The sequence below is a fragment of the Micromonospora purpureochromogenes genome, assembly GCF_900091515.1.
Taxonomy (GTDB): Bacteria; Actinomycetota; Actinomycetes; order Mycobacteriales; family Micromonosporaceae; genus Micromonospora; species Micromonospora purpureochromogenes.
Map to the genome: position 1 here is coordinate 5,978,295 of NZ_LT607410.1, position 25,507 is coordinate 6,003,801.

The window sequence follows — 25,507 nt, forward strand, 5'->3', positions numbered from 1 at the left end:
CGTCAGGCCTTCAGGTCGAGCCGCCAGTCGTTGGAGCGCATCAGGTGCCCGGGCGGATACTCGAACTCGGTCTCGCCGAGCAGGGTGAACCCGGCCTTGCGGCAGACCGCGTTCGAGGCCGGATGGTCCACCGACGGGTAGGCGTGCGCCCACCGGTGCCGGCCGTGGGCGCGGGCCTCGGCCACCACGGCGCGTACGGCGGCGGTGGCCAGGCCCCGCCCCTGGTGCTCGGGGAGAATCGCCCAGCCCATCTCGTAGACCGGCTCGTCGTGCCAGACGCGTTCCCAGTAGCCGACGCTGCCGACCTTCACGCCGTCGGGGAGCGCCACGGTGAACATGCAGCCGCTGCGGGGACCGGGCCCCTGCAGGTACCGCTCGTGCCGGGCGAGCACCTGCTCGTCGGTCTCCGGGCCGCCGGTGTGGTGCCGGACCTCCGGCGTGTTGAGGCGACGCAGCAGGTCCAGATCGTCCTCGTCCCACCGCGCGATGCGCACCTCGGTCATCCGTCCCCCCCGTTCGCCATGCGCGCCCATTGAAGCAACCCCTACCGACGGTCCGGGGTCACGAGCCATCACGACACAATGATCTTCATGACGCATCGGTGGGACGGAATCACCCGCAGCGAGTCGCTGTCAGCGTGGGCGGTGAAGGCCCGGCACGAGCTGGCCGACCGCGCCCGCGCGTACGACTGGGACGCCGTCTTCGCGGTGCTCGCCGAGCCCCGCAACGCCGACTGGATGAACGCCGCCCGCCTCGATGGCACCTCGTGGTACGCCCCGCTGCACCAGGCCGCCAACGCCGGCGCGCCCGTCGAGGTGGTGCGACGCCTGGTCGAGCTGGGCGCCTGGCGGGCGCTGCGCACCGCCGACGGGGAACGCCCATTGGACATCGCCGTCCGCCTGAGCCATGAGCATCTGCGGGAGGTCCTGACCCCGCCCCGCCTCATCGACGTACCGGACCACGAGCTGCGCGCGGTCCAGGAGCACTTCCACGGGCTGATCCGCGCTCGCGTCGGCAACCTGGTCGACGAGCACCGGCTGCGCCTGCCGGAGCTGGAGGTGCTGCTGGAGAGGCCCCGCGACGGAGCGCACTTCTCCGTCCCCGGCATGTACGGCGGCTTCACCTTCACCCTCACCGTCGAGGACGATCGGGCGAAGCTGACGACCGAGAGCTGGATGCGGGTGGTCGGCGGTTCCGGTCAGCGGCACGAGATCACCGCGAAAGAGGTGATCCTGGTCGAGGAGGGCTTCGTCTGATAGCGCCCGCGCCGCCGGCGGTGGTGGCTGGTCGCGGTCGCTACAGAGCTGATGACGTAAACGATTCAGCATCGCCGCCGCGCAGGAGTCAGCCGTTCTGGCCGGTAGCCGGGCGGGGCCGGGGCACCTGCCGGTTGAAGCGCGGCGTGAGGGCGAGCACCAGGGCCTCCTTCTCCGCCTCCGGGTTCTCGGTCTCCTTCCAGCGGACGACGCACCGGTTCAGCCAGTGGGCGATGTCGCTGGCCGTCGCCACCGGCCCGGTCCGGTCGAGTTCCTGGCCGATCTGGTCGTGCAGCACCGACGAACCCCGGTTGCCAGTCAGGTGCTGGCGCAGCCGGTCCCGCAGGTTCCCGGTGCGGCCGACGTAGAGGACGGTGTCGCCCGCGAGCACCACGTGGACACCGGCCGCGCGGGGGGCGCCCTCCGCCGTGTCCATCGTGTACGGCAGGGCAGGCGTGAAGCCGGCGAGCAGGTCGCCGTACGCGATCTCGGTCATCCCCGGACGGTAGCGAGGAAGGCGCCGTCCGGCAGCCCCGCCGCCTGCCTTCAGGGCTGGTCATCCACCGACTGTGGCCCAGTTCCGTTCCCTTGTCCTCCGCCGGGCGATTTGGTCGGCGGCCTCCGCCGTGAGGATCGCCGCCCCTGGCGGACTACGACGCTCCCAGGTGCGCCAGCATCGTCTGGTTCGCGGCCCAGCCGTCCGGGAACTTGACTGGAACGTCGAGGTGCACCGACTCGGTCGAGGGGTGGGCGTCCAGCAGCTCGCCGATGCCCGCCCGCGCCACCACGACGCAGGCGTGCCGATGGCGGGACGCCAGCACGCAGAGTCGCCCCGACTCCAGGTGGAAGGCCTTGGCGTCCCGCCGCCCGGAGAGCGGGTGCAGCACGATCGTCACGTCGTACTCGCGGCCCTGGAGCCGGTTGGCGGTGTCGACGGTGACGCCCGCCCCGGCCTCGCCGAGGTGGGCACGGATGGCCGCGACCTGGTCGCGGTGCGCGGCCCCGACGGCGATCCGGTCGGCGGTGACCGGCGCGCCGGCCGGCGCGTGCTCGGAGACGGCGACAGCTCCCCGCCGCAACACCCGCAGCGCCAGCGCGGCGCACGCCGAGGCCGCCTCCGCGTCGGTGCGCAGGGTGTGCCGGGCCGGCAGTTCGTGCAGCGCCCACCCGGTGGTGGCGGCCAACTCGACCGCCGCGTCGAGCGCGTCCCCCGGTCCGGGCTCGGTGAACGACAACGCCCGGTCGTCGGGGCCGGTGCCCGCGCGGAAGCCGGTGAACGGGTAGAACGCCGCCGCGACCACCGGCGCCGCCGACGCCGGCAGCCGCCACGACACGGGCAGACGGTGGACGGGCAGCTCGGGGTTGTGCCGCAACAGCACCGCCACCGCCGACTGCATCGGATCCCAGGTCAGGCCGGTCCAGCGCGCGGTCTCGACGGTGGAGAACGGGTCGAGCTGGCCCGGGTCGCCCACGAACAGCGCCCGCTCGAACCGGCCGGCCACGCGCAGCAGGGCGTCCGAGCGCATCTGGTACGCCTCGTCGACGATCGCCCACGGCCAGGAACCCCCGGTGACGGTGGCCCACTTGGCAGCCGTACCGATGATGACGGCCGGGCCGCCGAGGTCGGCGACCTTCGCGGCGACCTTGACCGTCTCGTGCGCCTTCACCCGGTCGGACGGCCGGTAGTCGGCGGCGGAGAGGCGGCCGATGCGCAGCTCGGGGGCCTTGCGGGCGAGGCGGTCGATGAGGTCGTCGACCTGCTCGTTGGTCTGGGCGATGATGATCAGCGGCTCGCCGGCGGCGGCGAGCTCGACGGCGGCGCGGACGACGAGGGTCGACTTGCCGGCGCCGGGTGGCGAGTCGACCACCACGCCGCGGTGGGTGCCGGAGCGCAGGTCTGCCAGCACGGCGGTGATGACGCGCTCCGCTTCGACGGCGGGTGGCACCTCCAGCCCCAGCATCGGCCCCTCCTTCCAGCGCCCCGCACACTACCGGCAACTGTTCCGCCGACCTTGGTCGAGCGCGTGAAGTTCCTCCGCTACGCCGAAGCGCGAGGCGACTACGACCAGTTCGTCGAGACCCTCAACGCGTCCGACCCCCACGGGAAGTGGTTTCGGCCAGCCCCGGCGGCGGGTGGCTCACTTACGGGACGATGGAGCCGCCACGACGTCGGGAAATCGGTTAAGCGTCACCTGAGGGTTGTTGTAGAAAAACAGCGCTCAGGTTGAGGGTAAAGATTAGGGAAGATTAAGAATTCGATTAGCAGAGCCTTAGGTCCGCATAATTCCGGCACCCAATGTGCCCGCCTGACAGCGCAGTGAATTGGCGTCGCCGGCTCGTTGATTTCTTTGGGCCGTCCTCACTAATGTTGGTCAGCGTCCGTTCCGGATGTCGGTCTCCACCTGGAGCACCCCGGGACGGCCACCGCCGAGTCGCTGGACGTCACTGGCGTCGCCAGGCGAGCCGGGGAACCACCGCAGGTTTCGGGGTGAATCCGCATCAGCGGTAGGGCGCCTTCCACGCCCGAACCCGTCAGCTAACCCGGTAGGCGGTCGAGGTCGGTGCACCGTGACGTGCGTCGGCCTCGAGTGGAAGGAGCCGAACCGTTGCCACCCGTGCGCACCCGCCCCGCCGGATCGCGTCTGTTCACCAGAATCCTCGCCGTCGCGGCGGCGGCCATGGTGGCCGTCGGGCCAGCGGCCCCCGCACACGCCGCACCGTCGGCCGCCGATGTACAGCAGCAGATCGAAGCGGCGTGGCAAAAGCTCGAACCCGTCATCGAGCAGTACAACAAGGTCCGGTCGGAACTGGCCGCGAACCAGCGGAGATCGGCCGAACTGAGCCGGAGGATCGAGCCGCTCGCCAAGTCGGTGGAGGTCAGCAGGACCCAGGTCCAGGAGATTGTGGCGGGGTACTACAAGCGGGAAAGGTCGCTTTCCACATTCAACGCCCTGCTGTCCCGCCGCTCGTCGCCGACAGCGTTGGGGGATCAGCTCGCGCTCGTGAATCAGGTGGCAGATTCGGAGCAGCGACAGATCACCGGGCTGTCGGCGCAGCAGGCGAGCTACGACGCCGACAAGGAGAAGGTCGACGCGCTGATCGCGATACAGCAGCGCCAGCAGGCCCAGTTGGCGGCTCGCAAGAAGGCCATCGACGCCGAGATCAAGCGGCTGGATGCGCTACACAGCCAGATCGCCGCCACGGAGAAGGCCGCAGCGGCCAAGGCGGCCGCGGACGCCGCAGCGGCCAGAGCCGCAGCCACCGCGCAGACAGCCGCTACCACGAGCAGCACCTCACCCATCACGTCGACCAGTTCGCTGTTCATCGGTGGGAAGTGTCCCGCCGTCCCCAGCACGGGCAGCGGCGGCGTCGCGGCGAAAACCGCGTGCAATCAGATCGGGGAGCCGTACGTGTGGGCGGCCAACGGTCCCGACTCGTTCGACTGCTCCGGCCTGACCCAGTACGCGTGGGCTTCTGCCGGCGTGCAGCTGGACCATTACACAGGTTCTCAATGGACCTCAGGTGTGGCGGTGAGCAGAGCAAACCTTCGCACGGGTGACCTCGTCTTCTTCTACTCCGATCACCATCACATGGGTATCTACGTCGGCAACGGGCTGATCGTCCACGCCCCGCACACCGGGGACGTGGTCCGAATGGCCCAGCTGGCGAATATGCCGTACAGCGGTGCTCGCCGCCCCGGCTGACCCGCCCGACGATCCACGCCGCTCCACAACCCATCGCAAGAAAGCGACATGATTGACGACCACGGCGACCGCGGCGTTGGCGGGCACGAGCCCGCCGGCGGTGCTCCGGCTCCGGGGCGTCACTCTGGAGGTCGATGCCGGCGCCCGACCTGATCGCCAAGAACGGCGCCAGACCGAACGGGGCCCCCGCTCGGGGACGATGCCTACGGCGTGCCGGGAAGCCGGACCGTGACGAGGAGACCGCCGACGGGGCTGGGGACGAGGTCGAGGGCCCCGTCGTGGGCGCGGACGATGCTGTGCACGATGGCCAGGCCGAGGCCGACGCCGGCGTGTTCGTCGGTGCGTACGCGTTCTGTTCCGCGCTGGAAGGGTTCGGTGAGGGTCGGTACCAGTTCCGGTGGGAGCCGACGACCCGTGTTCTCGACCCGCAGCACGCTCGTGTCGCCGTGCGCCTCGGTGTGGACCGTCACGGTGCCGCCGGCGGGGAGGTTGTGGACGATGGCGTTCTGGACGAGGTTCGTCACCATCCGCGACAGGAGTTCGGCGGAGCCGCTGGTCTGGGCCGCTTCGCCGGTGACGTCCAGCGTGATCCGGCGCTGTTCGGCAAGGGAAAGCAGCGTTTCGGCGGCTTCTTCGGCGATGAGGGAGAGGTCGACGCTCTCGCGGGTGAAGTTTCCGCGGTCGCCGCGGCTGAGCAGCAGGAGGGCCTCGGTGAGGTCGATCGCCCGCTGATTGACGGCGTGCAGGCGTTCGATGAGTTCGCCCCGGACTCGCGTGGGATCCTTGCGGGCGACGTCGAGCAGTGTCCGCGAGATCGCCAGCGGGGTGCGCAGTTCGTGGGAGGCGTTCGCGGCGAACCTCTGCTGCTCGGCGACGTGGGACTCGAGTTGTTCGAGCATCGAGTCGAACGCGTCGGAGAGTTCACGGAATTCGTCCTGGCGGCCCTTCATGCGAATCCGGTGGGACAGCGACCCCCTCCCGGCCATCCGTGCCGCATCCGTGATCCGTGTGAGTGGTGCGAGCATCCGGCCGGCGAGGATCCATCCCCCGACGAGCCCGAACACGAGCAGGAAGACCATCGCCACGGCCGCGGCGGGGGCGAAGGTGTGTATAAGGAGGTAGCGGTTGGGCGAGATCCCGAGAAGGCCCTGGGAGGTGTCGGGTACGTAGCGCAGCAGGAACACCCACACCACGGCCAGCAGGAGAGCGACGGCGACGGCGAGGAACCCGGCATAGCTGAGGGTGAGTTTCAATCGGGCGCTGAGCCCTCGGCTTCTATGCATGCGTACTGCCGGGTCGGGCGGCGTCGGGGTCGGTGGTGTCCGCGCCGTTGTCGATCCGGTAGCCGACGCCGGGCACGGTGGCGATGATCCATGGCTCGCCGAGCCGTTTGCGCAGTGCGGAGACGGTGATGCGCACGGCGTTGGTGAGGGGGTTGGCGTTCTCGTCCCAGGCCCGTTCCAGCAGCTCCTCGGCGCTGACGACCCCGCCCTCGGCGGCGACGAGGACCTCCAGCACGGCGAACTGCTTGCGGGTGAGCGCGATGTAGCGTTCGTCGCGGAAGACCTCCCGGCGGAAGGGGTCGAGCCGCAGGCCCGCGATCTCGCGGACCGGCGGCCGGGCGTACGCGCGTCTGCGGTCGAGCGCCCTCAGCCGCAGGACGAGCTCCCGCAGCTCGAACGGTTTGGTGAGGTAGTCGTCGGCGCCGAGCTCAAAGCCCGAAGCCTTGTCGTCGATCCGGTCGGCAGCGGTGAGCATGAGGATCGGGATGCCGCTACCGGAGGCGACGATGCGCCGGGCGACCTCGTCGCCGGAGGGGCCGGGGATGTCGCGGTCGAGGACCGCGAGGTCGTAGGAGTTGACGCTGAGCAGTTCCAAGGCGGAGTCGCCGTCGCCGGCGATGTCGGCGGCAATCGCCTCCAGCCGCAGACCGTCACGAACGGCTTCGGCCAGGTAGGGCTCGTCCTCCACGATCAGTACGCGCATGCCGGAAGCCTATTGTCAGCAAAAACTACCGCCGACGTGCGCATACCGGACACGCTCCTCAGCCTGCCGATGCCGGCGCGGGGAGAGGCTGGTCCGACGGCACCTCCGCCATCGTGCGCCACCAGTGGCGCGACGCCAGCGCGGCCAGCACGGCGCCGGCGGCGTTGACCAGTACGTCATCCACGGAGGACACCCGGTCCAGCCGCAGGACGTACTGTGCGGTTTCGACCAGGACCGAGCAGCCTGCCCCGAGCGCCAGGATCCGCGGCACGGACGCCAGCGCCGCGAACCGCATCGGAGCGAAGAACCCCAGCGCCGCGAAGATCAGCAGGTTGCCGACGATCCCGACCGGCCCCATCGTGACCAGGTCCCGCAGCGGGACCAGACTCACCCGACCGGGGACGATGCCGGCCCCAAGGCCCGGCATCATGGTCATCCAAACGAACGGCACCGTCCCGTGGACCATGCCCACCTCGGCCAGCGACATCCGCCACGCCCATGTGACGCCGGCGGCACGCCGACGGCGCGCCAAAGCCCACACCACCAGAGCGGCCAACGGCAGCGCAACCAGCACCATGAGCAGCACCCCGTTGAACGTATCGAAGCAGCCGTGCCACCTCCCGGCCATGCACCTCGGAGCGGACATCATGAGCGGCCGCCGCACGGCGAACGCGACGCTCGCCACGCCCAGGATCGCCAGGCTGACAAGCACGGTCCTGCGCGTGCGGCGAGGCGGTGCTGACAGGGATGCGCTGTGGTTCATGCCGCCATTAGAAACGGAGGGCCGTTGCGGTGGCGTATGCGATTTTGGATACGTCCGCGATACACGGACCCGGCGTCGTCGCCCGGCACCTCTGCCGCGACCAGAGCCCGCAGCCGGCTGTCGACATCGACGGGCAACCGGTCCACGACCCGGACGGTCAGCGCTTGCTCGACCCGGTGCAGCGCGGAGCGCACGATCCGGTCGATCCGCCCGGCCACCGGCGGCTCGATCCGCTCCGTCCGGCAGCGCACCAGCAGCTGGAGCCACCGGGCACCGTCGAAGAGCAGCGACCGGTCGAGAGTGACCCTGAGCAGGGGGAGGTCCGCTGCGGCCAGCCAAGGTGGAACCCGACGAGGCGAAGAGCGTTTCGCAGCGTTCCGCGACGGGCTGGAACCCGTCGAACAGCGCGGTCAGCGACGGCGTCTGACCCCGCCCCGCTACGGGCGGAGCCTGACGCGGCACAGCGGTCGACAGAGCGGCACGGCCAGGGCGTTAGCGCGCTGGCCAGTTCAGGCATATGCCAGGGCGAGGCTGCGGTGTTCGGGGTCGTCGGTGCGCTCGGCCAGGGCCCGCAACTCGCCCGAGGCGGTGTCGGGGTGGTGTGCGCACCAGGCGTGCATGAGGGCGGCGGCGGTTTCCGGCGGGCTCCCGGTGGCGGTGGCGACCACCACCTCCGCTGTCTCCTCCAGCATCTGGTCGAGGGTCGGCACGGTCACGCCCAGCTCCCGCAGGTGCCCGGCGAGCAGACCGACACCCAAGGGCGTCAGTACGGCGGCAGCCGCATCCTTGTCGATCGCCCCGAGCATGGCCAGCTGGTCGAGCAGTCGATCGGTGTCATTGTCGGCGAGCTGGCGCCAGCCCCGCTCCTGCTCCTCGCTTCCGGGGTCGAGCCCCAGTCCGTCGCATGCCGCCTGGTAAGCGAGCTGCCGCAACTCGTCGATCGCCACAGGCTCCGGCGCGATGTACAGGGCCATGGTCACGGCGAACACCGCATCGTCGAACCGCCACCGCAGCACCGACTCAACCCACCCGCTCCCGCAGACCGCCTCGCCGAGCTCGAACAGTGCGGTGAAGGCCCGCCGGGCCAGCGCGAGCGGGTCCGCCAGCACCTTCGCCGCGCTCTTGACCGGCACCAGCCGTCCCTTCACCGCCCGTACGACGCGGGCCGCCCGGGCCCAGGCCACCAGCACGCTGAGCTCGTACAGCTCATCGCTGCTGCGGGTCTTGAAGACCCGGTCGCCGATCGCGGGGTCGATGACGTCGCCGGTTTCCAGCAGCGCCACGAGTTCCCGCGCGTCGGCCAGCCGCAGCCGGCCGGTGGTGGTGAGGGTCCGCCCGTCACCGAGCCACCGCAGCAGCTCCCGCAGCCGGCCTACGACAACCGACTCGGCGGCCAGTCCGCGGAGGGTGTCGTCGTCGGGCACGGCCACCAGCGGCAGCGGCGGATGAGGGTCGGAATTCGCGCCGAGCACGTGGTTGGCCATCACCTGGTTGAGCAGGTCCTCGTCGACGGCGATCCGGCCGGCGTGCAGATCCGCGATGAACCGCTCGGCGGCCGCCTGATCGGTGAGGTCGACGCCCTCGTGCAGCATCCGGCTGGTCCAGAACTTCGCGAGCCCGTACCGGCTCTGGTCCGCCATCGCGTCGGCGAACGGCGCGGCGAGCTTGTCCAAGGCGACGTGCAGCAGGTGCCGGTCGGCGCAGCGTCGGTCGGCGAGGTCCTGGTCGAATAGGAAGTCGACGAAGGCGCGTGCGGTCGGCGTGACGGAGTCCCACTGCTCCGGCGGCAACGTCACCTGGCGGGGGAACCAGTCGAGCAGCGCCTCGTCCAGGTCCTCGGGTTGCCACCGTCCGAGAAGGCCGTCACCGTCGGCCCAGCGGTGGTCGAGCAGCGACTCGACGACGAACGCGTCGACCGGCCGGCGGTGCCGCCGCGCCCAACGGTCGAACCGCCGCACCAGCCGGTCGCGGGCGGAGATGAAGATCTGGTCCGGTGCCGAGGTGTAGACCATCCGCATGACGGTCGACACTACCGGCAGAGGCGGCTGGAGCGGGTCATCAACCAGCGGGGCATCGCCCGCCCCGGCACCACTGACATCGACCCGTGCGCCACCCGTAACCCGAAGTCTTGATCGACTGCCGCCGGGGGGGTGCGGCCGGCGCCCATCGTGTGGAGCCGGCCGCACCCGGTGTTGAGTACGGACGTGCCGCTGCTACGGCTCTCGTCGGTAGCGGCGGTCAGTTCCCGCTGCGGTACGGGCCATCCACGAATACGAGCGCGTCACCGACGGCCCGCTCCGTCCCGCTCGGGCGGTTGACCAGCGCACCCTGGACGGCCATCGCGGCGGGTCCCCCGCCGTCAAGGTTGACCGCGTCGTATATCGCAGGCCACCCCGCTGCGGCCGTCACTCCTCACTGCGGATAGCGCAGGCGACGTGATCGGACTGCCAGGTGCGCAGGGCCCGCTTGATGCGCTGGTTCTCGGCGCGTACGTCTTCGAGTTGGCGGGACCGCTTTCCCAGCTCGAAGGCGAGCCGGTGCAGCAGCGCGTCGACGTCGCGGTAGCCACGCCGCCCGCGCCTGGTCAGCGGCAGCGGCACAGTGGTGATCCGGTCAGGGGTGAACGGACCGCGCAGGGCTTGGCGGCTGCGGTGGACGGTCATCGCCAGGAGAGCCGATCCGGCAGGTGGATCCGCTCGGCGGGCACCCCGGCGGCGAGCAGCCGCAGCCGCGACCCGGCCAGCATCGCCGGCGGCCCGCACACGTACACCTCCTGGTCGGGGCGCAGGTGGTCGAGGGCGACGGTGAGGGCGTCGCCCCGTTCCCCCGGTTCCGCGAGGGAATCGTGGGAGAACACGGGCACGATCCGCAGCCAGTCGTGGGCGCACGCGAGCTTGTCGAGGCTGACCGCGTCGTACAGGTCGGCCACCGTGCGGGTCCCGACGACCAGGGTCACCCGCCGGCCGTCCGGGGCGGCGGCGACCTGCTCGACCAGGGCGCGAAGCGGGGCCAGGCCGGTGCCGCCGGCCACCAGCAGCAGCTCCCGCTCGTCGCCCAGGTACAGGCCGGTGTCGATGGGCGGGCCGAGGTGGAGCAGCTCGCCGGGGCGTACCTCGTGGACCAGGCTGGTGGAGACGGCGCCAGCGGGGACCGAGCGGACGTGCAGCTCGACGGTGCCGTCCGGGCGCGGCGCGTTCGCCGGGCAGTACCAGCGCCACCGGCCGGGCAGGCGCGGCGTGGATACCGGCACCGCCTGGCCGGGCTGGTAGGGCAGCCGCCGCCAGGGCCGTACCGTGAGGATGGCGAGGCCGTCGCAGGCCCGGTCGTGGTCGAGCACCTCGGCCGGCCACCAGGCCGGGCCGTCGCCCACCCGCCCGGCGGCCCACTCGACCAGCCGCCACGCCCTTCTCCACCCTTTGCTGGTTCCCAACGCCTCTTGGAGGGTGGCGGCGTGCGTCGGCCGCAGGCCGTAACGACGGTACGCGCGGCCGAGCACTGCCAGCAGCGCCAACCGCCCGGCGCGGTCGTCGCCACCGGTCATGAGGCGGTCCAGCGCGGCGTGGACCAGGGGTGCCTCCCGCTCCGGCAGCAGGCCCGGACAGCGGTCCTCCACCGCCTCCCAGAACTGGTCGGCGCTTGCGGCCCGGGTTGCGGCTGCCGGCTGGCCACGCGCTTCCAACACCCGGGCTAGGTAGTTGACTGCCCGCCGGTGCTGCGCCTCGGACCAGCCCAGGCCGCCCCACCCGTCGAGCAGAGCTCCGCCGCCGGGCGCGGTGGTGAGCGTCCGCGCCAGGTGCGCCGTCAGCCGGTCCCGGTCCACCCCGATCAGGTACGGGGACAGCTCCGCGTCCGCCGCCAGCAGGCTCAACCAATGGGTGACCGCCTCGCGTACCTCCGGCTCGGTCACGCCATCTCCTCCTCGGTGAGGCCGGCGGCGGCGAGAGTGGCGCGGCCCCAGCGGGCCAGGCGGCACGGGTACGGGACGCGTTCGCTGCGGCAGAGCAGGCCGTGTGGCCAGCTCTCCGGGACGTGGACGCGGACCGCCCGTGCGGCGAGGACCAGGTCCTCGTCGGTGACCGGGGTGAGGACGGGGAAATCGGCTAGTACGGCGGACATGGGTGGGCGCCTCCGGCGTCGTGGTGCGTGGAGTGGCGCCGGGGCGGGAGGGGACGGTCGTCGTCGTTCGGGTCGACGCGGCCGGAGCCCGGCACCCGCCCCGGGCCATGCATCCACCCTGGTCAGGCTCTCGACGCGGGAACATGACTACGCAATGCACCTTGTCGGTAACTGCGCTGCACCCACTGGCGCTAGGCTGCCCGATGACCGATCTCGACGTGATCGAAGGCGGCACGATGACGACCGTGCACCGGTGGACCGGCCGGGAAACGCGAGCGCTGCGCCAAGCCCTACGGATGAGTATTCGGGACTTCTCGGCGCACCTGGGCGTTGCTGAGCGGACCGTGTCCAAGTGGGAGGCCGGGCAGGATGGCGTTCGTCCGCGTCCGGAGATGCAGGCCGCACTCGACACGGCGCTAGTCAAGGCGGGCACCGACGTTCGCGACCGGTTCGTCGCGGCGCTCCACATCGGCGAGGCACTGCCACCGGCCGGCGCGACTCGGTCGGATCTGGGGGCGATCGCGCGTCAGCGAGTGGCTGCCGTCCGCGCCGCTGCCGGGCTGACCCCTGACAGCTTCGCCGATGTGCTGGCCTCGCACCTCGGCTGGCGACCCAGCGCCGAGGCGGTGCTGCGTTGGGAGACCAGCGAGACGCCACCGGGGGACGTCATGCTCGCGCTCGAGGCGCTGGGCCAAGGCCCAGTCCCGCCATCCTCTGATGGCCTCGCTGGCCTGACGGCGGTCTACCCCAGCCGGTCTCAGCTCTCCGCCCGCCTTCCGGCCGACCAGCTCCTCGACGGTGCCCTGGATATTCGGGCGGTTGGCCTGTCCCTCAACATGCTCTGCCAGGACTACGCCGACCGGCGCTGGAACGGTCTCCTGCAGAACGGCGCTCAGGTTCGCTGCCTGTTCCTCGACCCCGCCGGCTCGGCTATCCAAGCTCGGGAGGTGGAGGAAGGCTTCGCGCCCGGACAACTGTCGGCGCTGACCAAAGTCAATATCGAGACGCTGTTTCGGGTCCGCGACCGGCTTCCCGCCGACCTGCGGGACAGCATGGGGCTGGCGACGTACGACGAGACGCTTCGCTTCAACATCATGCTCGTGGACGATCTGTGTGTGGCGCAGCCGTATCTGACGGAGAGCCGTGGAGTGGACTCTCCCGCCTTCGTCATCCACCGAGACCCGCGAGGCAGGGGGCTGTACCCGGTATTCGAGCAGGTCTTCGAGTCGCAATGGCAGCGCGGGCGGCGGCTGTGAGCGAATACCGGGAGCTGCTGCCGATCGCAGTCGAGGCCGTGAACCGCGCCGCGGAGGCGATGCGGCACAGGTTCCCAGGCGCGTTGACGGTGAAGGGTGACCGCGACTTCGCCTCGGAGCTGGACTACGCGATCGAACGCGACATGCGGGCGTTCCTCAGCGCCGAAACGCCTGACATCGGATTCCTCGGCGAGGAGGAAGGGCGCACCGGCTCGGCCGAGATGCAGTGGATCCTCGATCCGATCGACGGCACGGCGAACTTCGTTCGGCGTCTGCCCTTGTGCGCCGTCTCGCTTGCGCTCGTCCACAGGAGCGAGGCCGTACTCGGCGTTATCGACTTACCCTTCCTGGCATCGCGGTACACCGCGGCCAAGGGCGATGGCGCCGCCGCGAACGGACAGGAGATCAGAGCCAGCAGCACCAGGGATCTTGGCATGGCGATCGTTGCCATCGGGGACTACGCCGTAGGTCCGGACGCCGAGGCAAGAAACCGGTTGCGCCTCGCCCTGACCGCCCAGCTCGCCGCCGAGGTGCAGCGCGTACGCATGACTGGGAGCGCCGCACTCGATTTGGCGTGGCTGGCGGAGGGCCGGCTCGACGCGGCGCTGACCTTGTCCAACCATGCGTGGGACATGGCGGCCGGGGTCGTCATTGCGCGGGAATCGGGAGCCGCTGTTATCGATCAAGACGGTGCCTACCACGACGTCAACTCCGCCGTGACGCTCGCAGCAACGCCTGCGCTCGCCGGGGCTGTGCTCGCTGCCTACCGGAAGGCGGCTTCGACGGTAGAGGTCGTTCAGTGATCCGCCCGACGGCTTAGGCACCGCCCGGACTGCCTTAGGGCAAGCCGCCAATGGAACCGCCTGACGGCCGGCCAAGCAAGTCAGGCTGCTGGTACGACTCAGCCGGGAGCGTTGTCTCTGGTCGTCTGCGCTGGTCTCGCTGTGCTGGGCATTGGCGAGCTGATCGAGGTGCTGCAGGAAGACGGCTGGGATGTCTGCCTTAGCGAGGGCGGGCGGTCGGGGAAAAGCTGCTAGGTCTTGGCGCTTGCGGAGGATCTCTATGCTCTCGGTCATGTCTCTCCCGCATGACCTCGACGCCGACTCCGGCATGACGGAGGACGAGCACGGACTGCGGCACCTGCTCCAAGAGGTCTTGGACTTGGCCTACCAGTACTCGCGCGATAGCTGTCCTGCGATGCAAGCCAGGGACAGGGCAACGAAAGAAATCGCTGAGGCTCTGAAGGCCCTACTCCGGTCGGTCGCATCGTCCCTAGGTCTTGAGCACCTAGACCTTGACGTCGAGCTTGGAGGCCGCCATGGAAGCTACGGTCCTGTCCCCTGGGTGCGGATTTTCTCAAGGCATCATGCCCCGAGAGCGCACGAGGGCTTCTACCTGGTGTACCTGTTCGCGGCTGATGGCTCACGGGCCTACCTCTCCCTGATGCAAGGGACAAGCGAGTTCCGTGCCGGGAAGCTTCGCCCAGTCGCGGACAGCAAAGTGCTCGTCGCGCGCTCGGCGGAAGCACGGAGCCTGCTGCGAAACGTCGCGGGAACGTTAGTCGACGAAGTGGACGGCGGCGGAATCGATCTGGCTTGGAGGAAGCTGTCGTCTGGTACGGAGAGCCGCAAGCGCATTCGCAACTATGAGGACGGCACTGTGGTGGCTCTCCCCTATGTCAGTCGGAAACTGCCATCCGACAGCCAACTCCTTCAGGACATCGTCGACTTGCTGCCCCTGCTGGCGTCCCTCTACCACGAGCCGGTTAACGAACATGCCGCTGAAGCTACGAGGCCCACTGGACCCGGCCCCTACCATGCAACCGCCAGAGCGGGCCGAGGCGTGGCCCGACTGCGGCAGGGACGCCTACTCGACCCCGTCGTTCGTAAGGCGATCGAGGTCTGCGCCGAAGATCTGGCCGAAACGGACCTGCGCAGGCGCGGGTGGAAGGTCGAACGCGTAGGAACCTACAACCGCGGTTACGACCTCGAATGCCGACACCCGGACGGGCACACGCTGCACGTCGAGGTAAAGGGTACCCAGTCGCTGGGTGACGAAGTGGTGCTCACCCCAAAAGAGGTGCGGCACACCGAACCTGCAACGGGCTGCGAGGCCGAGCACGCGCTCTTTATCGCATCGGAGATTCGGATCAGCCATGACAACGGCGTCATCGCGTTAGGTGGCAAAGGGCGGTGGTTGTGGCCTTGGGCCATCAGCCCGGACGATCTGTTCCCAACCGAGTACGCATACCGTCCGCCAGCACAGGATGAGATGATCAACTAGCACAACACCGGGCCCCACTGAGGGTTACAGAGCCGGGACGGTCAGTCCCCGGCGCGGGCGGTGAAAAGTTGAGATGCCCCAGCACTCGGCTCAGGTCAGTTCTCCGGTCCTGGCGGAGGTTGACCGTGTTCCGGGCTGGATGGGCAACGGACCTCCACGATCCTGATGTTGCTACTGGCCCCCCGACGGGCAACCTTCCGTGCCCAAGGAGTTTGCACGTACTGGCATGCACGTCGCTAACGGTTGGATCCCGCACGGCTTGCCCGCCAATCCGCCTCGTAGGGCTGGCGGCACCGTTTAGCTGCTCTACCACGCCATCTGATGCGAAAAATTGACTAGGTGTGGCAGCCAGCCTCGCGTTATTCGTCGTTCGGGTTCATAACCGGGGAACGAGCTGTGCGCTGCATCGGCGGTTGGTGCCGGTCATCAATATCTCCGACGAGCGAATGCACTGCCCCGCTGAAAACCTCGTTCATCAGCAAAGTCAGCTGCAGATCGTCGAGCGCCTCCATGCTCACGAGGACACCCACGCGACGGAGACGAAGTGCCGCGACGCGTAGCAGACTGGTGCGGGCCACCTCGGGAAACCGTTCGGCCGTGGCAAGGTGGGCAACGGCGATCGCTCGTGCAGTACGAGGGTTGCCGCCGAGCGAGGGCCGCTCGAGCAAGCCAACGGCCTCGTCCTCGAATAACATGCTGCCCAGGTCCTCTCCTAGAACGTGGACTCTGTGCCAGAGGCGGCGGAAGACGTTGCGCGGTTGGCCGAGGATCCGTTCGTATCTTGGCTTCCTCTCCGGATTGGGCCACCGCCAGAAGGCGACATCCGGCAGCAGCACCAGGCTGAGGAAAGACCACACCTCCTCGGAGGCTGCGTCAGCCGGCAGGATCCGCATCTGCCTGTACAGTTCGGCGGCCAACTGTCGGTCGAATTCTGTGGCGGCGTGACGGGAGAGTGTTCCCGGCCAGCCATTGTCTCGCGCGATCCTTCGCACGATCTGCTGCAGCTCGCTCAGCTTCTCCGGCGCAACTCGGTTTGGCGCCGTCGGATACCACGTCGCGCGGCTGTGTGCGGTGTCCGCCTGCGCCGTGAGCTGCACGGTCTCCACGGCCGAGTGGGTATACAGAAGCTCCTCAGCGATGCCAGCAGGAAGGCGAGGATAGGCCCACAGAACGTTCACCCGTTCACCACCCCGAGCGCGGCTTGGATGCGAGCCTCGAATTCACCAGGATCGCTCTCGCGGTCGCCGCGCAACTCGTTGAGAGTTCCCGACGGGAAGCAGCGGCGCAGGAGGTTCCCAAGCAGATCGCCAAGTGTGCCGGGCTCGTATCCGGCGTCGAGGTCCAAGTCGTCGTGGCCGATGGCGTGCAGGACGAGCTGCCGGGCCGCGTCGTAACGCATGAAGTCCGCAAGTACCCGTGAGCGCTCACCGTCGGGCGAGTTGAGCAGCGAAGTGATGGCCTGGTGATCGGTGTTGAGGTAGAGCCGGATGCTGCCGGTATCGGAGGAGTCCAGATCTGTCCCGCAGCTGAGGTACCACATGGCGGGTCGCCCGTCGGCAATACCGGAGCTGGCGAAGCTTGTCTGCACGACGGGGAACCGGCTGCCGGACCCCTCTAGGACGACGCTCGCGGCGTCCTGCCAGAGGATGCTGCCGGGACGGCGCGGCGCCAGCGGGCCGGCACCCGGGTCCGTCTCAGCAAGGACGATCCGTAGACGTAGGTGGAGCGCGCCACCGAGTTCGTGGCCGGGAATGTCGGCGGCAACCAGATTCTCACCGTCAGTGATGGCGACGACAGGGCCTGCGCCCCGCATCCCGGTGCCGGAGGCCTGCCAGGCGAGGACGCCGCGGAGCCTCGCTCTGCTCGTAAGGCTGCAGTCGTTCAGGAAGCCGGCGAGGTCGACAGCAAATGGCCACTGCACCGTCAGATTCTTGAAATAGTCCCACTCCGGGATCACCTCGTCAGCCAGCATCGTGTAGCCGTCGATCGAGGTGATGGTGGCTTCTCCGCCGACAAGGCGATCGTCAGCCGGCAGCAAGAACCCGACGCTGAGCGGGCGGCTGGTCATGCCGTTCCCACCTCCGTCCGTACTGCGACCGTCACAGCGGCGTCCGTCGGCTGGGTGACCCGGATACTCCAGGCGCTGGCGGTCGCCGGGGTGACCGTGAGCCGGCTTCCGGGCTGAAATTCGCCGGTGTCCCTGCTGCGCCATCCGATGACCGTGACGGTGGTGCCATCGTCGGCCTTCTCCGGCCGGCCGTCCGTCACGGCGATGAGTGGCTCGGCGACGAGGACGACGCCGCCACCGGCTGACCGGGTGTCGAGGTCGACGGCGAAATCGGCACACGGGATGCCGTTGGGCATCAGAGCGAGCCGCGCCTGCGGGTGGAAGCGGACAGCGACGCTGCCCCGCCGGGGTGGTGAAGTGGGACCTGCGCGTCCAGTCTGTGCGTGTCCACCGTCATGCACGGATCCGGACGCCCTCCCCGCCGTCCCCGTCGATGAACCGGTGGTGGACCGTCCATCGGGTGATGCGAACCGAGAATCATCCGCCCGGCTGCTGGCACCGGGTGCAGGGATGCGCGGATCGGTGCCACCGGGCTGCGTGTCAAGCAGGGAACCGAGCAGTGACGCCAGCCGGGTGATTCCCGGACGGTTTCCCGCCTCGACGGTGTCCGCGCGATCCGCGCCCCGGCGATCCTTGAAGACCAGGTCGATACGGTTGAGAGCCTGGCTCACCGGGTTCCTCGCATACCGCTGGCGCTGCGCCCGGCGGGGCTGCCACCGGTCGTGGGTCGGTGGTTCGGCGGCCGCGAAGTCGTCGTTCAGTGCCGGATCGGCGATGAACACACCGGTGATGGCCTGTCCTGAAGAGTCCGGCGTGACATTGCGGTATTCAACGACCATGCGTGGTTCCCGCATGAGGGCGATCTCAGCATCTGCCCGCTCGTGTGCACCGGCGGCACCCGGCAGGTGGGTCCGCCATGCCAGGATCCCTAGACGTCTTACCGGTCGAGAGCCTTGGACCTCCTGGACGGTCCAGGGATAACCGCTGGACGGCGCTACGGTCCCATCCAGGACCTTTTCGCAACGACGGTAGGCCTCGACGAAGTGTTTCAGGCGCTGGTCCCTTGCCGGGCCCGGCGGTGGTACGGCTTGACCGTTGCAGGTGAACTGGACGGTCAACCTCGGCCGTGCACCGGTCGGCGCGGTGAGATGGGGCCACGCGTAGTCAGCGGCCGCATGACCGAGGGCCTCGACCACCTGCCGCAAGCTGTCGTCCTCTTCGATCCGGGGGGCGAGGATCATGATCATCGTCCCGGTCGTGCCGGGCTGCAGGCGGTTCATGCCCAGCGTGAGCGCGAGCCGCTCGGCCCTTTCCCCGGTCAGTGGCTCGGCGCCGGTCTCCGGGTCCGGCATGCCCCACCAGTGTCGGCCGGTGAACCGCTTACCGTCGAGGTCGTATGGCTGCGTCAACGCCATCGCGATGAGGCGCGACGTGGGTCTGTCGTCGACGAGGGTGCGGGTGAAGATGACGACAGTGGCGCAGAAGCTCGCCTCGAACAGAACGGCCTTGCCGTAGCCATAGGTCCCACCCTCGTAGCCCTTGGCAGGGTCGCGCCCGATGTTGCGTACCAGGTCGACGAAATCTCGCCTGCCTGTGCTCGCCAGGTCCGCGCGGGTCGGGCCGCACAGGCCCCGGGTGCCCACGTCAGTGACCGTGAGCACGTCGATCGCTTCGCCGCGAAGGAGTCCGTCGACACGTGAACCCGCCGGCCGTTCGCGGAGAACCTCGTACCTCAGCGCGTCGTACTGTGCGCCGTTCAGCCGCCAGGCATCGACGGCGAATGTCACTGCACCGGTGACCTTCGCTCGTGCATCCCAGCTGTTCTGCAGGGTTTCCCGCAGGAACAGCTGCCAGAAATCCATCGAAAAGGTACCGAGTGTGCGGCGAGCGGAGTAGGCATCGATGCCGCCGTGGGGCGCGAACGGCTCGGCAAACATGTTGAGCGACGTCACGACTTGCCCAACAGGTGGTCGATCACGGGGCCCGTGTTGATCAGCCCCGGCACGGCGGTCAGATCGAGCGAGTATCTCATGCGCAGTACATGATCCAGGACCTCCGGATGGGTGAGGGACCGCGGCACGATTCGAGGAAATTCGGGATGATTGACCAGGTACGTCCGCCGCTGCCGGAGGCCGAAGCGAACCTGCCTGTAGGCGGAGGAATCGGCGATTCGGTAGCCGAGGGAGGCCAACTTGGTGAGAAGAGCATGACGGTCAGCACCTGCATTCAGCAGCCGGTCGATCGCATCCGGAACGCTGTCGCCGTCCGCGTCGTCGCGTTCGACCTGTTCCACACGGAGGTAGAGCGAGGTGCCCGGCCGTTCCTCGAGCTGCCCGATGCCGTGGACCTCGACCTGAAGTCGCTCGCGCAGGCTTGTGGCCTTCACCTCAACGCTCGCGCCGGCTCCGGCGAAGTCCGCGCGCGCGGCGTCCGGCCCAGTCCACAGTCGCACGGCAGCGTGGGGATCCCGCTCGGCAAGCTCTTCCATGAAATGCAGTTCCGCGAGCAGCCCGGTGAGTGCCTCTGTGCCCAGCAGTGCGCTCGTGCCCGGTGAGAGCAGTTCCCGCCACCTCTCAAGCACTGCGAGGCAGACGAAGCCGGGCTGCGCCGAGTCGGCTGTGAGCCGTTCGGTCATCTCGTCTGCAAGTACCGCAAAGAGGTCGTGCAGGTAGGCCAGTTCACAGACGACGTCGAGGTACCGGATGGACGTGCCAGATGCCTCGACCAGTGGACGGGTGGTGAGGATGACGCCCCGGCTGCTGGTGTCCTCAACTGCCCGCTCGTCTTCTGTCAGGGGCACCAGAAGATGGCGTCGGCCGCGCGAGTCGATTCCGTGCACGACCGGTCCGGCAGCTACCCGGGTGTCGCTGTGTCGTACGCGAAGGTCGGTCGGGACTCCGGTCTGCTCGAGCAGCCCGAAGATGGTCTCCGCGCGGTCAGCCATCGGCTCGGCCTGTCGGTGTCTCCTCGCCAGCCCGTTCGTCCTCGGCATCGAGCTCCTCGATGTCGATGACGTCAACCTCTTCAGGTGGCGGTGCAATGTCGGACAGATCCACTGAGACGTAGTCCTGCTCTTCCGGCCCCCACGCCTCAGGGAAGAACAGGCCAACACCGATGACGTGCCGTTCAGCCTGGAGGTCGACCCGTGGGTACTTTCCCTTGGCGTGGGTCTCGTCCGCCGAATCCTTGCTGATCGGGTACAGGCACAGCAGGCCGACGGGCCCCAGCTTTCCGTCGCGGAAGATCCTCAGCCGCTCGTCGGTGGGGTCGCCGTCGATCTGCGCCCGAATGTCGGCGACCGTCCCTGGAAGGTCGGCCACCCGGTCCGAGGTCGACACCAATGACTTGATGTCGGCATAGGCGTCCGGCGTCCTCAGCCGACTGCGGTTGATGAGATTGACCTCCCGACCGCCCAGGTTCATGCGACCGACCCGATCGCGTTCCTGGCCGATCACCACGACGTTCCAGGCCCGAAGCGCCCCGTGGGCGTTCTGCTTTCGGAGGTAGTCCCGCAGCGCCTCCGGGCGCAGGTGGGGGCTACGCTCGTGGAACCGGTAGTCGCCGAGGAACGCCAGTATCTCGTCGGCATGCACCGAGTGAAGCGCACGACGGCCGGCCCGCGCCGTCACCTCGGTCACGCCGGGTGCAGCCGCAGCCCGTTGGAGGAGCCGGTCCGCTGCCGAGATGTTGTGGTCCAGCCAGTCTCGGTCCCTGTGATTGAACTTGATCGTCTGTGCCACCTGACAGCTGTAGCTGTTCCTGACTGTGATGCCAGCGCGCATCTTCGCTGCCGAAGTCACCGCCAGAGCCGGGTGCTTGCGGATTTTCACGGCAAGTTGCCGGGGCGTCAGGTGTTCGTCCTCATAGCGGCGGATCTGCTGGCGTATCTCCGCCTCAACCGTTGCCAGATCGATGAACCAGGAGGCGAGCTCGCTGGTCATCCAGATCCGCGGCAGGTCCTGGTAGCCGGGTCGATAGCCGAACCAGCGGCCCATCTGCAGGAGGGTGTCGTAGGCCGACGCTGCACGAACGAAGTAGCTGCAGACCAGGCCCTCGAGAGTCAGACCGCGGGCGAGGGTGTTACCGCCGATGGCGATTGCGGTGACCGGGGCATCCCCGTAGATCAGCCGGTCGCCGGACTGGTAGTTGTCGATGACGACGCGGATGTCATCGGCAACCGGCACGACGTGGCTGGCGACGTCCTCCCACGGGACGGGTGTCAGCCCCATCTCGGCAGCCGGGAGCCGTTCAGTCTCGGTCCGCCAGTCCTGTCGAAGCTGGTCCCAGGCGACCCGGTCACCCTGAAGCAGGTCCTTGGTCAGTCGTTCCAGATGGGCTGTGACACACAGCGCGAGGCGCTGGTGGGCCGCCGCGCGCATCGAAGTGTGGATGAGCATCGTCGAGTCGGTGGGGACGCCGTCGCGGTGGCGTCGGGCGGCGGTCGCGAGAATGAACCATCGCAGCGCGGCGACCAGGCTGGCGGGCATCGTCGGGTACCAGCCGTCGACCGCGTCCCGGCCCCGTGGCGGCTGAACCTCTGGCACCTCGTCGTCTCGCACCTGGCGGATCACGTCGAGGCCCTGGTCGGGCTTGCCGTCCTCATGGGCGAGCAGGTCACGTCCGAAAATGGTCTCCGCGCCGAAGTAGTCTTCGGGGCACGGTAGGTCAACGACGAAATCGCGAGGGTACAGGTCGTCCGGTACCGACGGGTCGATCAGGAGGTTCGCGAAGGGCGTGGCTGTGTACGCCACGTACGCGACCTTCGGCTTGTTCAGGATTCTTCGGATCAGCGAGTTGATCTTTGACTGGCGACCACGGGTCCCGACACCGATGCTTGCCTGGTCCGCCTCGTCGTCGATCAACACGACCGGGCAGTCCCGCAGCACAGTGCCAGCTGCGTCCAGGAACTCGGCCAGCCGCCGCAGCCGATACGGGTTCTTTTTCACCACCGCAAGCAGCCGGTGCTCAGGGTTGCCGAGCAGGTTGGCCGCGTTCCGAGGATTGGCGTCGAAGTCCGACCAGCTGCCGGTCAACAGATGCCATCGGCCGTGGGCGTCGCCCACGAGCATTCTCTCGAGACGCTGCTGGGTCTGCGAACGCAGGTTGTCCGTGATGCCGGACAGCACGATGACAAGCCGATAGCCGACGTCGCACAACTTGGCTGCCACCGACATGAAGTTGGTGGTTTTGCCGCTCTGCACATGCCCGAGAACGAGGCCGCGAGCGCTGATCTCAGCGTCCCCGGGCCGCGGGAGCAACGACACGATCTTGGTGGATGACGCGTTGATCGAGTTGAGAGGATCATCCCGCAGGCCTGACTCTGCCAGTCGCTGCTGCAGGGCCGGCCAGAAGACGTCCCCGGGCTGAGGGCCGGCGTACCATCGGCCGGTAAGCCTCTCGTTGTCCACGAGGGAGCGGGGATCACGCAGCTCGCGGATCCGCCCGCTCTGATTCTCGAAGGTGAGCACGGCATGGTCGAGGATGTCCACCGGCACCCAACGGCCGAGCTGACGGCGCAACGCCTCGATGGTTCCGCCACCGTAGACGGATCGCGCAATCTGCGCGACGAGATCGAGCAACTCGTCGTCGGCCACGAGCTCGGCCAACTTTGATTTTCTCCTACTCATCGGTCCCGCCCGCCGCAAGAGCCGGCCTACAGCCTGCTCGGGTGCTTCGCGCACCAGGCGGTCGATAAGTCCGTCGACATTCTCCTCGGTTTCGCCGATCAGCGCCTCGCCGAGGGCGGCCGGCCCGACGGCGGCACGTACCATCGGCAAGTCGACCACCACGCCCATGTGCTCGCCGGAGCGCAGAGCGGCCAGCGCGGCCGTGATCATCCGCTCCGGTCCGGCCACGCTGCGGCATGTCCAATCCAGGAAGCATTGTCCCCACCTCCCCACTGGCGGTCCCCGGACACTACAGGCGGGAGTCCTGCCAGCGGGACCCCGAGTAGTCACCTGTTCGGCCAGTCCACCGTTGGTCTTCCTGCGCTGTCAATAGGCCCGGACGATGAGATCGCCTGAGGCAACTAAGGGTGCGGGTGGCAGCCTCTGTGCCGGCAATCTCCAGCCAGCGGTTGTCGGACAGCAGGTCGCCGAAAATCACGTCGAGTCGTCCGCCCCAACCGTTCCATCGATGCAATCAGCACAGGTCCGGCACTTGTTCAGCTGTCCCAGCGAGGTGATAGGGATGACGGCGTGACGAAGGATCCGGGGCAGCTGGCTGGTGTGAGAGGTCAGGGCGATGAGCGCGAGTTCTGATGGGTCGCCTGCTGGTCGCCGGCCGGCGCCGTTGAGCGCTGCGGTCTCCAATCAGATGAGGCTGATGCGCCGCGCCTCGACCAAGCCGGAGTTGCTCATCAGGAGAGAGCTGCACCGCCGAGGTCTGCGGTTCAGGGTCAACCACCCGGCCCTACCGGGACGTCCAGACATCGCCTTCACCAGAGCCCGTCTGGCCGTCTTCGTTGACGGATGTTTCTGGCACCGGTGCCCTCAGCACGGCGTCATGCCAAAGAACAACCGGGAGTGGTGGGAGGCGAAGCTGCGCCGCAACGTTGAGCGGGACCGGGAGAAGGATGCGGCGCTGTCAAGGCTGGGTTGGCAGGTCCGGCACTTCTGGGAGCACGAGGATCCGGCAGCTGTCGCGGAGGAAATCGAGCGGACATGGCGGCATCTGCGAACCACCCCAACTGTCGTTTCGAAGACCGCCACGTAAGTTGTGACATCCTGGTCGTCACCAGGAACGAGTTGACGGAGGTTGGCGGATGCCCAGCAAGGCGTGGTTCGACGTAGCACCCTCGGCTGCGCGCCTCACCGGCTCGCTGCGCGACATCGGTTACGACTTTCCGACCGCCGTAGCGGACATCGTCGACAACAGCGTGGCCGCGGGCGCGACCCGAGTCGAGATCATGATCGAGTTCGCCGGATCGAGGTCTCGGGTTTACATCGCTGACGACGGGCATGGCATGTCCCCCGGCGCCCTGCTTGAGGGGCTCCGGCTGGGTACGCGTCGCGCCTACACGAAAGGCGAACTCGGCCGCTATGGACTGGGCCTGAAGACGGCGTCCTTGTCGCAGTGCCGATCTGTGGCGGTGATCTCCCGCAACACGCCGGATGTAGTGCGGACGTGCGCTCGTGTTCTTGATCTGGATGTGGTCGAGGAATGGGACCAATGGGTCGTGGTCGACCCCGGTGCCGACCCCGATGTCGCCAGAGCCAAGCAGTGGCTCGCGGAGGGCACTGGGACGGTTGTTCTCTGGCGGGACCTCGACCGTGTGCTGCCGGAGAAGCGACCCGAGGGCGGCTGGGCGCGCCGACGCCTCGAAGCGTTGGCGGCGAAGACGGCTGAGCACCTCGGCATCGTGTTCCACCGGTTCCTCGAGGGAGCGGCTGGGCGAACTCCGCTGGTGATCACCGTCAACGGTCAGAAGGTGCGGGCGTGGAACCCCTTCGCACCAGAGGAGGCCGGCCGGTCCGAGCTCCCCGCACAGCGCTTTGAGATCACGGTGGGCGATGTCTCAGGTCATGTGGATCTCCGACGCTTCATTCTTCCTTCTCGGGACCGGTTTTCCAGTACGAGCGAGTTCGAACGGCTGTCCGGTCCGCTGAACTGGAACAGGCAACAGGGTCTCTATGTCTACCGGGCGGACCGACTCGTGCAGTGGGGCGGCTGGAGCGCCATTCGTGGCATCGACGAGCATACGAAGATGGCCCGGGCCTCCCTCGACTTCAGTACCGACCTCGATTCGGCTTTCAACATCAACGTGGCCAAGATGAAGGTGGCCCTGCCCGCCCAACTTCGGCAGATGCTGGAGGCACCGGTCAACGAGCTCTGCATCTACGCAAACGACGCCTACCGTCGGAGCGCACGCACGAAGGCGAAGCCTGTGCCGGCGGATCTCAACGCCTCCGCCGACATGCGCGTGGCCATCCAAGCCACGGCCACTGCTGGACTGGCGCTCCGTGCTGCCGCGATGCAGGCCGGCGAGTGGGACGCGTGGCAGCGGATCGCGGGTTCCCTGTGCAGGGAGGCGCCGGAGATCGCGCAAGCGCTGGGTCTCGACAGCTGAGCGGCCG

Annotated in this window: 23 protein-coding genes, 1 pseudogene and 1 riboswitch; of the genes and pseudogenes, 7 read left to right on the top strand and 17 right to left on the bottom strand. The window is 68.5% G+C overall.

The annotated features are described in order from the left end of the window. Window positions 1–2: 2 nt before the first annotated feature. Window positions 3–503 (bottom strand): GNAT family N-acetyltransferase, encoded by a 501-nt coding sequence (locus tag GA0074696_RS27290; RefSeq protein WP_088963729.1) that lies wholly within the window; start codon window positions 501–503, stop codon window positions 3–5. 87 nt (window positions 504–590) lie between these two features. Here GA0074696_RS27290 and GA0074696_RS27295 point away from each other — a divergent pair, with 87 nt between their 5' ends. Further along, window positions 591–1,256: an ankyrin repeat domain-containing protein gene (locus tag GA0074696_RS27295; protein WP_088964842.1), complete on the top strand. Its 666-nt coding sequence runs from the start codon at window positions 591–593 to the stop codon at window positions 1,254–1,256. A gap of 88 nt (window positions 1,257–1,344) precedes the next feature. Here GA0074696_RS27295 and GA0074696_RS27300 read toward each other — a convergent pair whose 3' ends face one another. Next, window positions 1,345–1,752 (bottom strand): GIY-YIG nuclease family protein, encoded by a 408-nt coding sequence (locus tag GA0074696_RS27300; RefSeq protein WP_088963730.1) that lies wholly within the window; start codon window positions 1,750–1,752, stop codon window positions 1,345–1,347. Window positions 1,753–1,906: 154 nt separating this feature from the next. Continuing rightward, window positions 1,907–3,217, bottom strand: a complete 1,311-nt coding sequence (locus GA0074696_RS27305) for an AAA family ATPase (protein WP_088963731.1) — start codon at window positions 3,215–3,217, stop codon at window positions 1,907–1,909. Window positions 3,218–3,671: 454 nt separating this feature from the next. Then, window positions 3,672–3,822, top strand: a riboswitch (cyclic di-AMP (ydaO/yuaA leader). 49 nt (window positions 3,823–3,871) lie between these two features. Here GA0074696_RS27305 and GA0074696_RS27315 point away from each other — a divergent pair. Beyond that, the gene (locus GA0074696_RS27315; protein WP_088963733.1) at window positions 3,872–4,960 is read left to right on the top strand and encodes a C40 family peptidase; all 1,089 of its coding nucleotides are present in this window, start codon (window positions 3,872–3,874) and stop codon (window positions 4,958–4,960) included. A gap of 203 nt (window positions 4,961–5,163) precedes the next feature. Here the strand turns inward: GA0074696_RS27315 and GA0074696_RS27320 are convergent, their stop codons facing one another. The 9 genes and pseudogenes from GA0074696_RS27320 to GA0074696_RS27360 all read right to left on the bottom strand — a co-directional run bounded on the left by GA0074696_RS27320 (window position 5,164) and on the right by GA0074696_RS27360 (window position 11,825). Then, window positions 5,164–6,213: a sensor histidine kinase gene (locus GA0074696_RS27320; RefSeq protein ID WP_269458698.1), complete on the bottom strand. Its 1,050-nt coding sequence runs from the start codon at window positions 6,211–6,213 to the stop codon at window positions 5,164–5,166. Between the two features lie 22 nt (window positions 6,214–6,235). Further along, window positions 6,236–6,946 (bottom strand): response regulator transcription factor, encoded by a 711-nt coding sequence (locus GA0074696_RS27325; protein ID WP_088963735.1) that lies wholly within the window; start codon window positions 6,944–6,946, stop codon window positions 6,236–6,238. Window positions 6,947–7,004: 58 nt separating this feature from the next. Further along, window positions 7,005–7,709, bottom strand: a complete 705-nt coding sequence (locus tag GA0074696_RS27330) for a VanZ family protein (RefSeq protein ID WP_088963736.1) — start codon at window positions 7,707–7,709, stop codon at window positions 7,005–7,007. After that, window positions 7,706–7,927 (bottom strand): hypothetical protein, encoded by a 222-nt coding sequence (locus GA0074696_RS27335; RefSeq protein ID WP_157746125.1) that lies wholly within the window; start codon window positions 7,925–7,927, stop codon window positions 7,706–7,708. Before GA0074696_RS27335 ends, GA0074696_RS27330 begins: the two co-directional genes overlap by 4 nt. A gap of 291 nt (window positions 7,928–8,218) precedes the next feature. Then, the gene (locus tag GA0074696_RS27340; protein WP_157746126.1) at window positions 8,219–9,727 is read right to left on the bottom strand and encodes a hypothetical protein; all 1,509 of its coding nucleotides are present in this window, start codon (window positions 9,725–9,727) and stop codon (window positions 8,219–8,221) included. A gap of 220 nt (window positions 9,728–9,947) precedes the next feature. Then, window positions 9,948–10,118 (bottom strand): annotated as a pseudogene (locus GA0074696_RS31015) (phosphodiester glycosidase family protein); the annotation flags it as partial. Further along, the gene (locus GA0074696_RS27350; protein WP_231925169.1) at window positions 10,115–10,372 is read right to left on the bottom strand and encodes a hypothetical protein; all 258 of its coding nucleotides are present in this window, start codon (window positions 10,370–10,372) and stop codon (window positions 10,115–10,117) included. The pseudogene GA0074696_RS31015 and the gene GA0074696_RS27350, both read right to left, overlap by 4 nt. After that, window positions 10,369–11,616 carry an FAD-binding oxidoreductase gene (locus GA0074696_RS27355; RefSeq protein WP_088963739.1) on the bottom strand — a complete coding sequence of 416 codons (1,248 nt, stop codon included), beginning with the start codon at window positions 11,614–11,616 and terminating at the stop codon, window positions 10,369–10,371. The genes GA0074696_RS27350 and GA0074696_RS27355 overlap by 4 nt, the downstream gene beginning before the upstream one ends. Next, complete coding sequence (locus GA0074696_RS27360; RefSeq protein WP_088963740.1) at window positions 11,613–11,825, bottom strand: hypothetical protein; 213 nt, start codon at window positions 11,823–11,825, stop codon at window positions 11,613–11,615. Before GA0074696_RS27360 ends, GA0074696_RS27355 begins: the two co-directional genes overlap by 4 nt. A gap of 203 nt (window positions 11,826–12,028) precedes the next feature. On the opposite strand from GA0074696_RS27360, the gene GA0074696_RS27365 reads away from it, so the two are divergent. From GA0074696_RS27365 to GA0074696_RS27375, 3 genes are all read left to right on the top strand, one after another. Continuing rightward, complete coding sequence (locus GA0074696_RS27365) at window positions 12,029–13,081, top strand: DUF5919 domain-containing protein (RefSeq protein WP_088963741.1); 1,053 nt, start codon at window positions 12,029–12,031, stop codon at window positions 13,079–13,081. Beyond that, the gene (locus GA0074696_RS27370) at window positions 13,078–13,884 is read left to right on the top strand and encodes an inositol monophosphatase family protein (RefSeq protein ID WP_088964845.1); all 807 of its coding nucleotides are present in this window, start codon (window positions 13,078–13,080) and stop codon (window positions 13,882–13,884) included. Before GA0074696_RS27365 ends, GA0074696_RS27370 begins: the two co-directional genes overlap by 4 nt. 271 nt (window positions 13,885–14,155) lie before the next feature. Continuing rightward, window positions 14,156–15,364: an MrcB family domain-containing protein gene (locus GA0074696_RS27375; RefSeq protein ID WP_172894476.1), complete on the top strand. Its 1,209-nt coding sequence runs from the start codon at window positions 14,156–14,158 to the stop codon at window positions 15,362–15,364. Between the two features lie 359 nt (window positions 15,365–15,723). On the opposite strand, the gene GA0074696_RS27380 is transcribed toward GA0074696_RS27375, so the two are convergent. The 5 genes from GA0074696_RS27380 to GA0074696_RS27400 all read right to left on the bottom strand — a co-directional run bounded on the left by GA0074696_RS27380 (window position 15,724) and on the right by GA0074696_RS27400 (window position 23,287). Next, on the bottom strand, window positions 15,724–16,470 hold the full coding sequence (locus GA0074696_RS27380) for a hypothetical protein (protein WP_088963743.1): 747 nt from the start codon (window positions 16,468–16,470) through the stop codon (window positions 15,724–15,726). A gap of 68 nt (window positions 16,471–16,538) precedes the next feature. Then, window positions 16,539–17,432, bottom strand: coding sequence for a hypothetical protein (locus GA0074696_RS27385; protein WP_088963744.1), 894 nt, complete (start codon window positions 17,430–17,432; stop codon window positions 16,539–16,541). Continuing rightward, on the bottom strand, window positions 17,429–19,384 hold the full coding sequence (locus GA0074696_RS27390) for a hypothetical protein (RefSeq protein WP_088963745.1): 1,956 nt from the start codon (window positions 19,382–19,384) through the stop codon (window positions 17,429–17,431). Before GA0074696_RS27390 ends, GA0074696_RS27385 begins: the two co-directional genes overlap by 4 nt. Further along, on the bottom strand, window positions 19,381–20,376 hold the full coding sequence (locus GA0074696_RS27395; RefSeq protein ID WP_157746128.1) for a PD-(D/E)XK motif protein: 996 nt from the start codon (window positions 20,374–20,376) through the stop codon (window positions 19,381–19,383). Before GA0074696_RS27395 ends, GA0074696_RS27390 begins: the two co-directional genes overlap by 4 nt. Beyond that, a complete protein-coding gene (locus GA0074696_RS27400) occupies window positions 20,369–23,287 on the bottom strand; it encodes a Z1 domain-containing protein (RefSeq protein ID WP_157746129.1) in 2,919 nt (972 codons plus the stop codon). Before GA0074696_RS27400 ends, GA0074696_RS27395 begins: the two co-directional genes overlap by 8 nt. A gap of 460 nt (window positions 23,288–23,747) precedes the next feature. Here GA0074696_RS27400 and GA0074696_RS27405 point away from each other — a divergent pair, with 460 nt between their 5' ends. Beyond that, window positions 23,748–24,146 (top strand): very short patch repair endonuclease, encoded by a 399-nt coding sequence (locus GA0074696_RS27405; RefSeq protein WP_197700787.1) that lies wholly within the window; start codon window positions 23,748–23,750, stop codon window positions 24,144–24,146. 49 nt (window positions 24,147–24,195) lie between these two features. Beyond that, on the top strand, window positions 24,196–25,500 hold the full coding sequence (locus tag GA0074696_RS27410) for an ATP-binding protein (RefSeq protein ID WP_088963749.1): 1,305 nt from the start codon (window positions 24,196–24,198) through the stop codon (window positions 25,498–25,500). Window positions 25,501–25,507: the final 7 nt, after the last annotated feature.

Bases quoted from the DNA above. Each gene is read 5' to 3' on its own strand.
- GA0074696_RS27290 (WP_088963729.1), bottom strand. From the start codon at position 503: ATGACCGAGGTGCGCATCGCGCGGTGGGACGAGGACGATCTGGACCTG.
- GA0074696_RS27295 (WP_088964842.1), top strand. From the start codon at position 591: ATGACGCATCGGTGGGACGGAATCACCCGCAGCGAGTCGCTGTCAGCG.
- GA0074696_RS27300 (WP_088963730.1), bottom strand. From the start codon at position 1,752: ATGACCGAGATCGCGTACGGCGACCTGCTCGCCGGCTTCACGCCTGCC.
- GA0074696_RS27305 (WP_088963731.1), bottom strand. From the start codon at position 3,217: ATGCTGGGGCTGGAGGTGCCACCCGCCGTCGAAGCGGAGCGCGTCATC.
- GA0074696_RS27325 (WP_088963735.1), bottom strand. From the start codon at position 6,946: ATGCGCGTACTGATCGTGGAGGACGAGCCCTACCTGGCCGAAGCCGTT.
- GA0074696_RS27330 (WP_088963736.1), bottom strand. From the start codon at position 7,709: ATGAACCACAGCGCATCCCTGTCAGCACCGCCTCGCCGCACGCGCAGG.
- GA0074696_RS27340 (WP_157746126.1), bottom strand. From the start codon at position 9,727: ATGCGGATGGTCTACACCTCGGCACCGGACCAGATCTTCATCTCCGCC.
- GA0074696_RS27350 (WP_231925169.1), bottom strand. From the start codon at position 10,372: ATGACCGTCCACCGCAGCCGCCAAGCCCTGCGCGGTCCGTTCACCCCT.
- GA0074696_RS27360 (WP_088963740.1), bottom strand. From the start codon at position 11,825: ATGTCCGCCGTACTAGCCGATTTCCCCGTCCTCACCCCGGTCACCGAC.
- GA0074696_RS27365 (WP_088963741.1), top strand. From the start codon at position 12,029: ATGACCGATCTCGACGTGATCGAAGGCGGCACGATGACGACCGTGCAC.
- GA0074696_RS27375 (WP_172894476.1), top strand. From the start codon at position 14,156: ATGTCTCTCCCGCATGACCTCGACGCCGACTCCGGCATGACGGAGGAC.
- GA0074696_RS27385 (WP_088963744.1), bottom strand. From the start codon at position 17,432: ATGACCAGCCGCCCGCTCAGCGTCGGGTTCTTGCTGCCGGCTGACGAT.
- GA0074696_RS27395 (WP_157746128.1), bottom strand. From the start codon at position 20,376: ATGGCTGACCGCGCGGAGACCATCTTCGGGCTGCTCGAGCAGACCGGA.
- GA0074696_RS27405 (WP_197700787.1), top strand. From the start codon at position 23,748: ATGAGGCTGATGCGCCGCGCCTCGACCAAGCCGGAGTTGCTCATCAGG.
- GA0074696_RS27410 (WP_088963749.1), top strand. From the start codon at position 24,196: ATGCCCAGCAAGGCGTGGTTCGACGTAGCACCCTCGGCTGCGCGCCTC.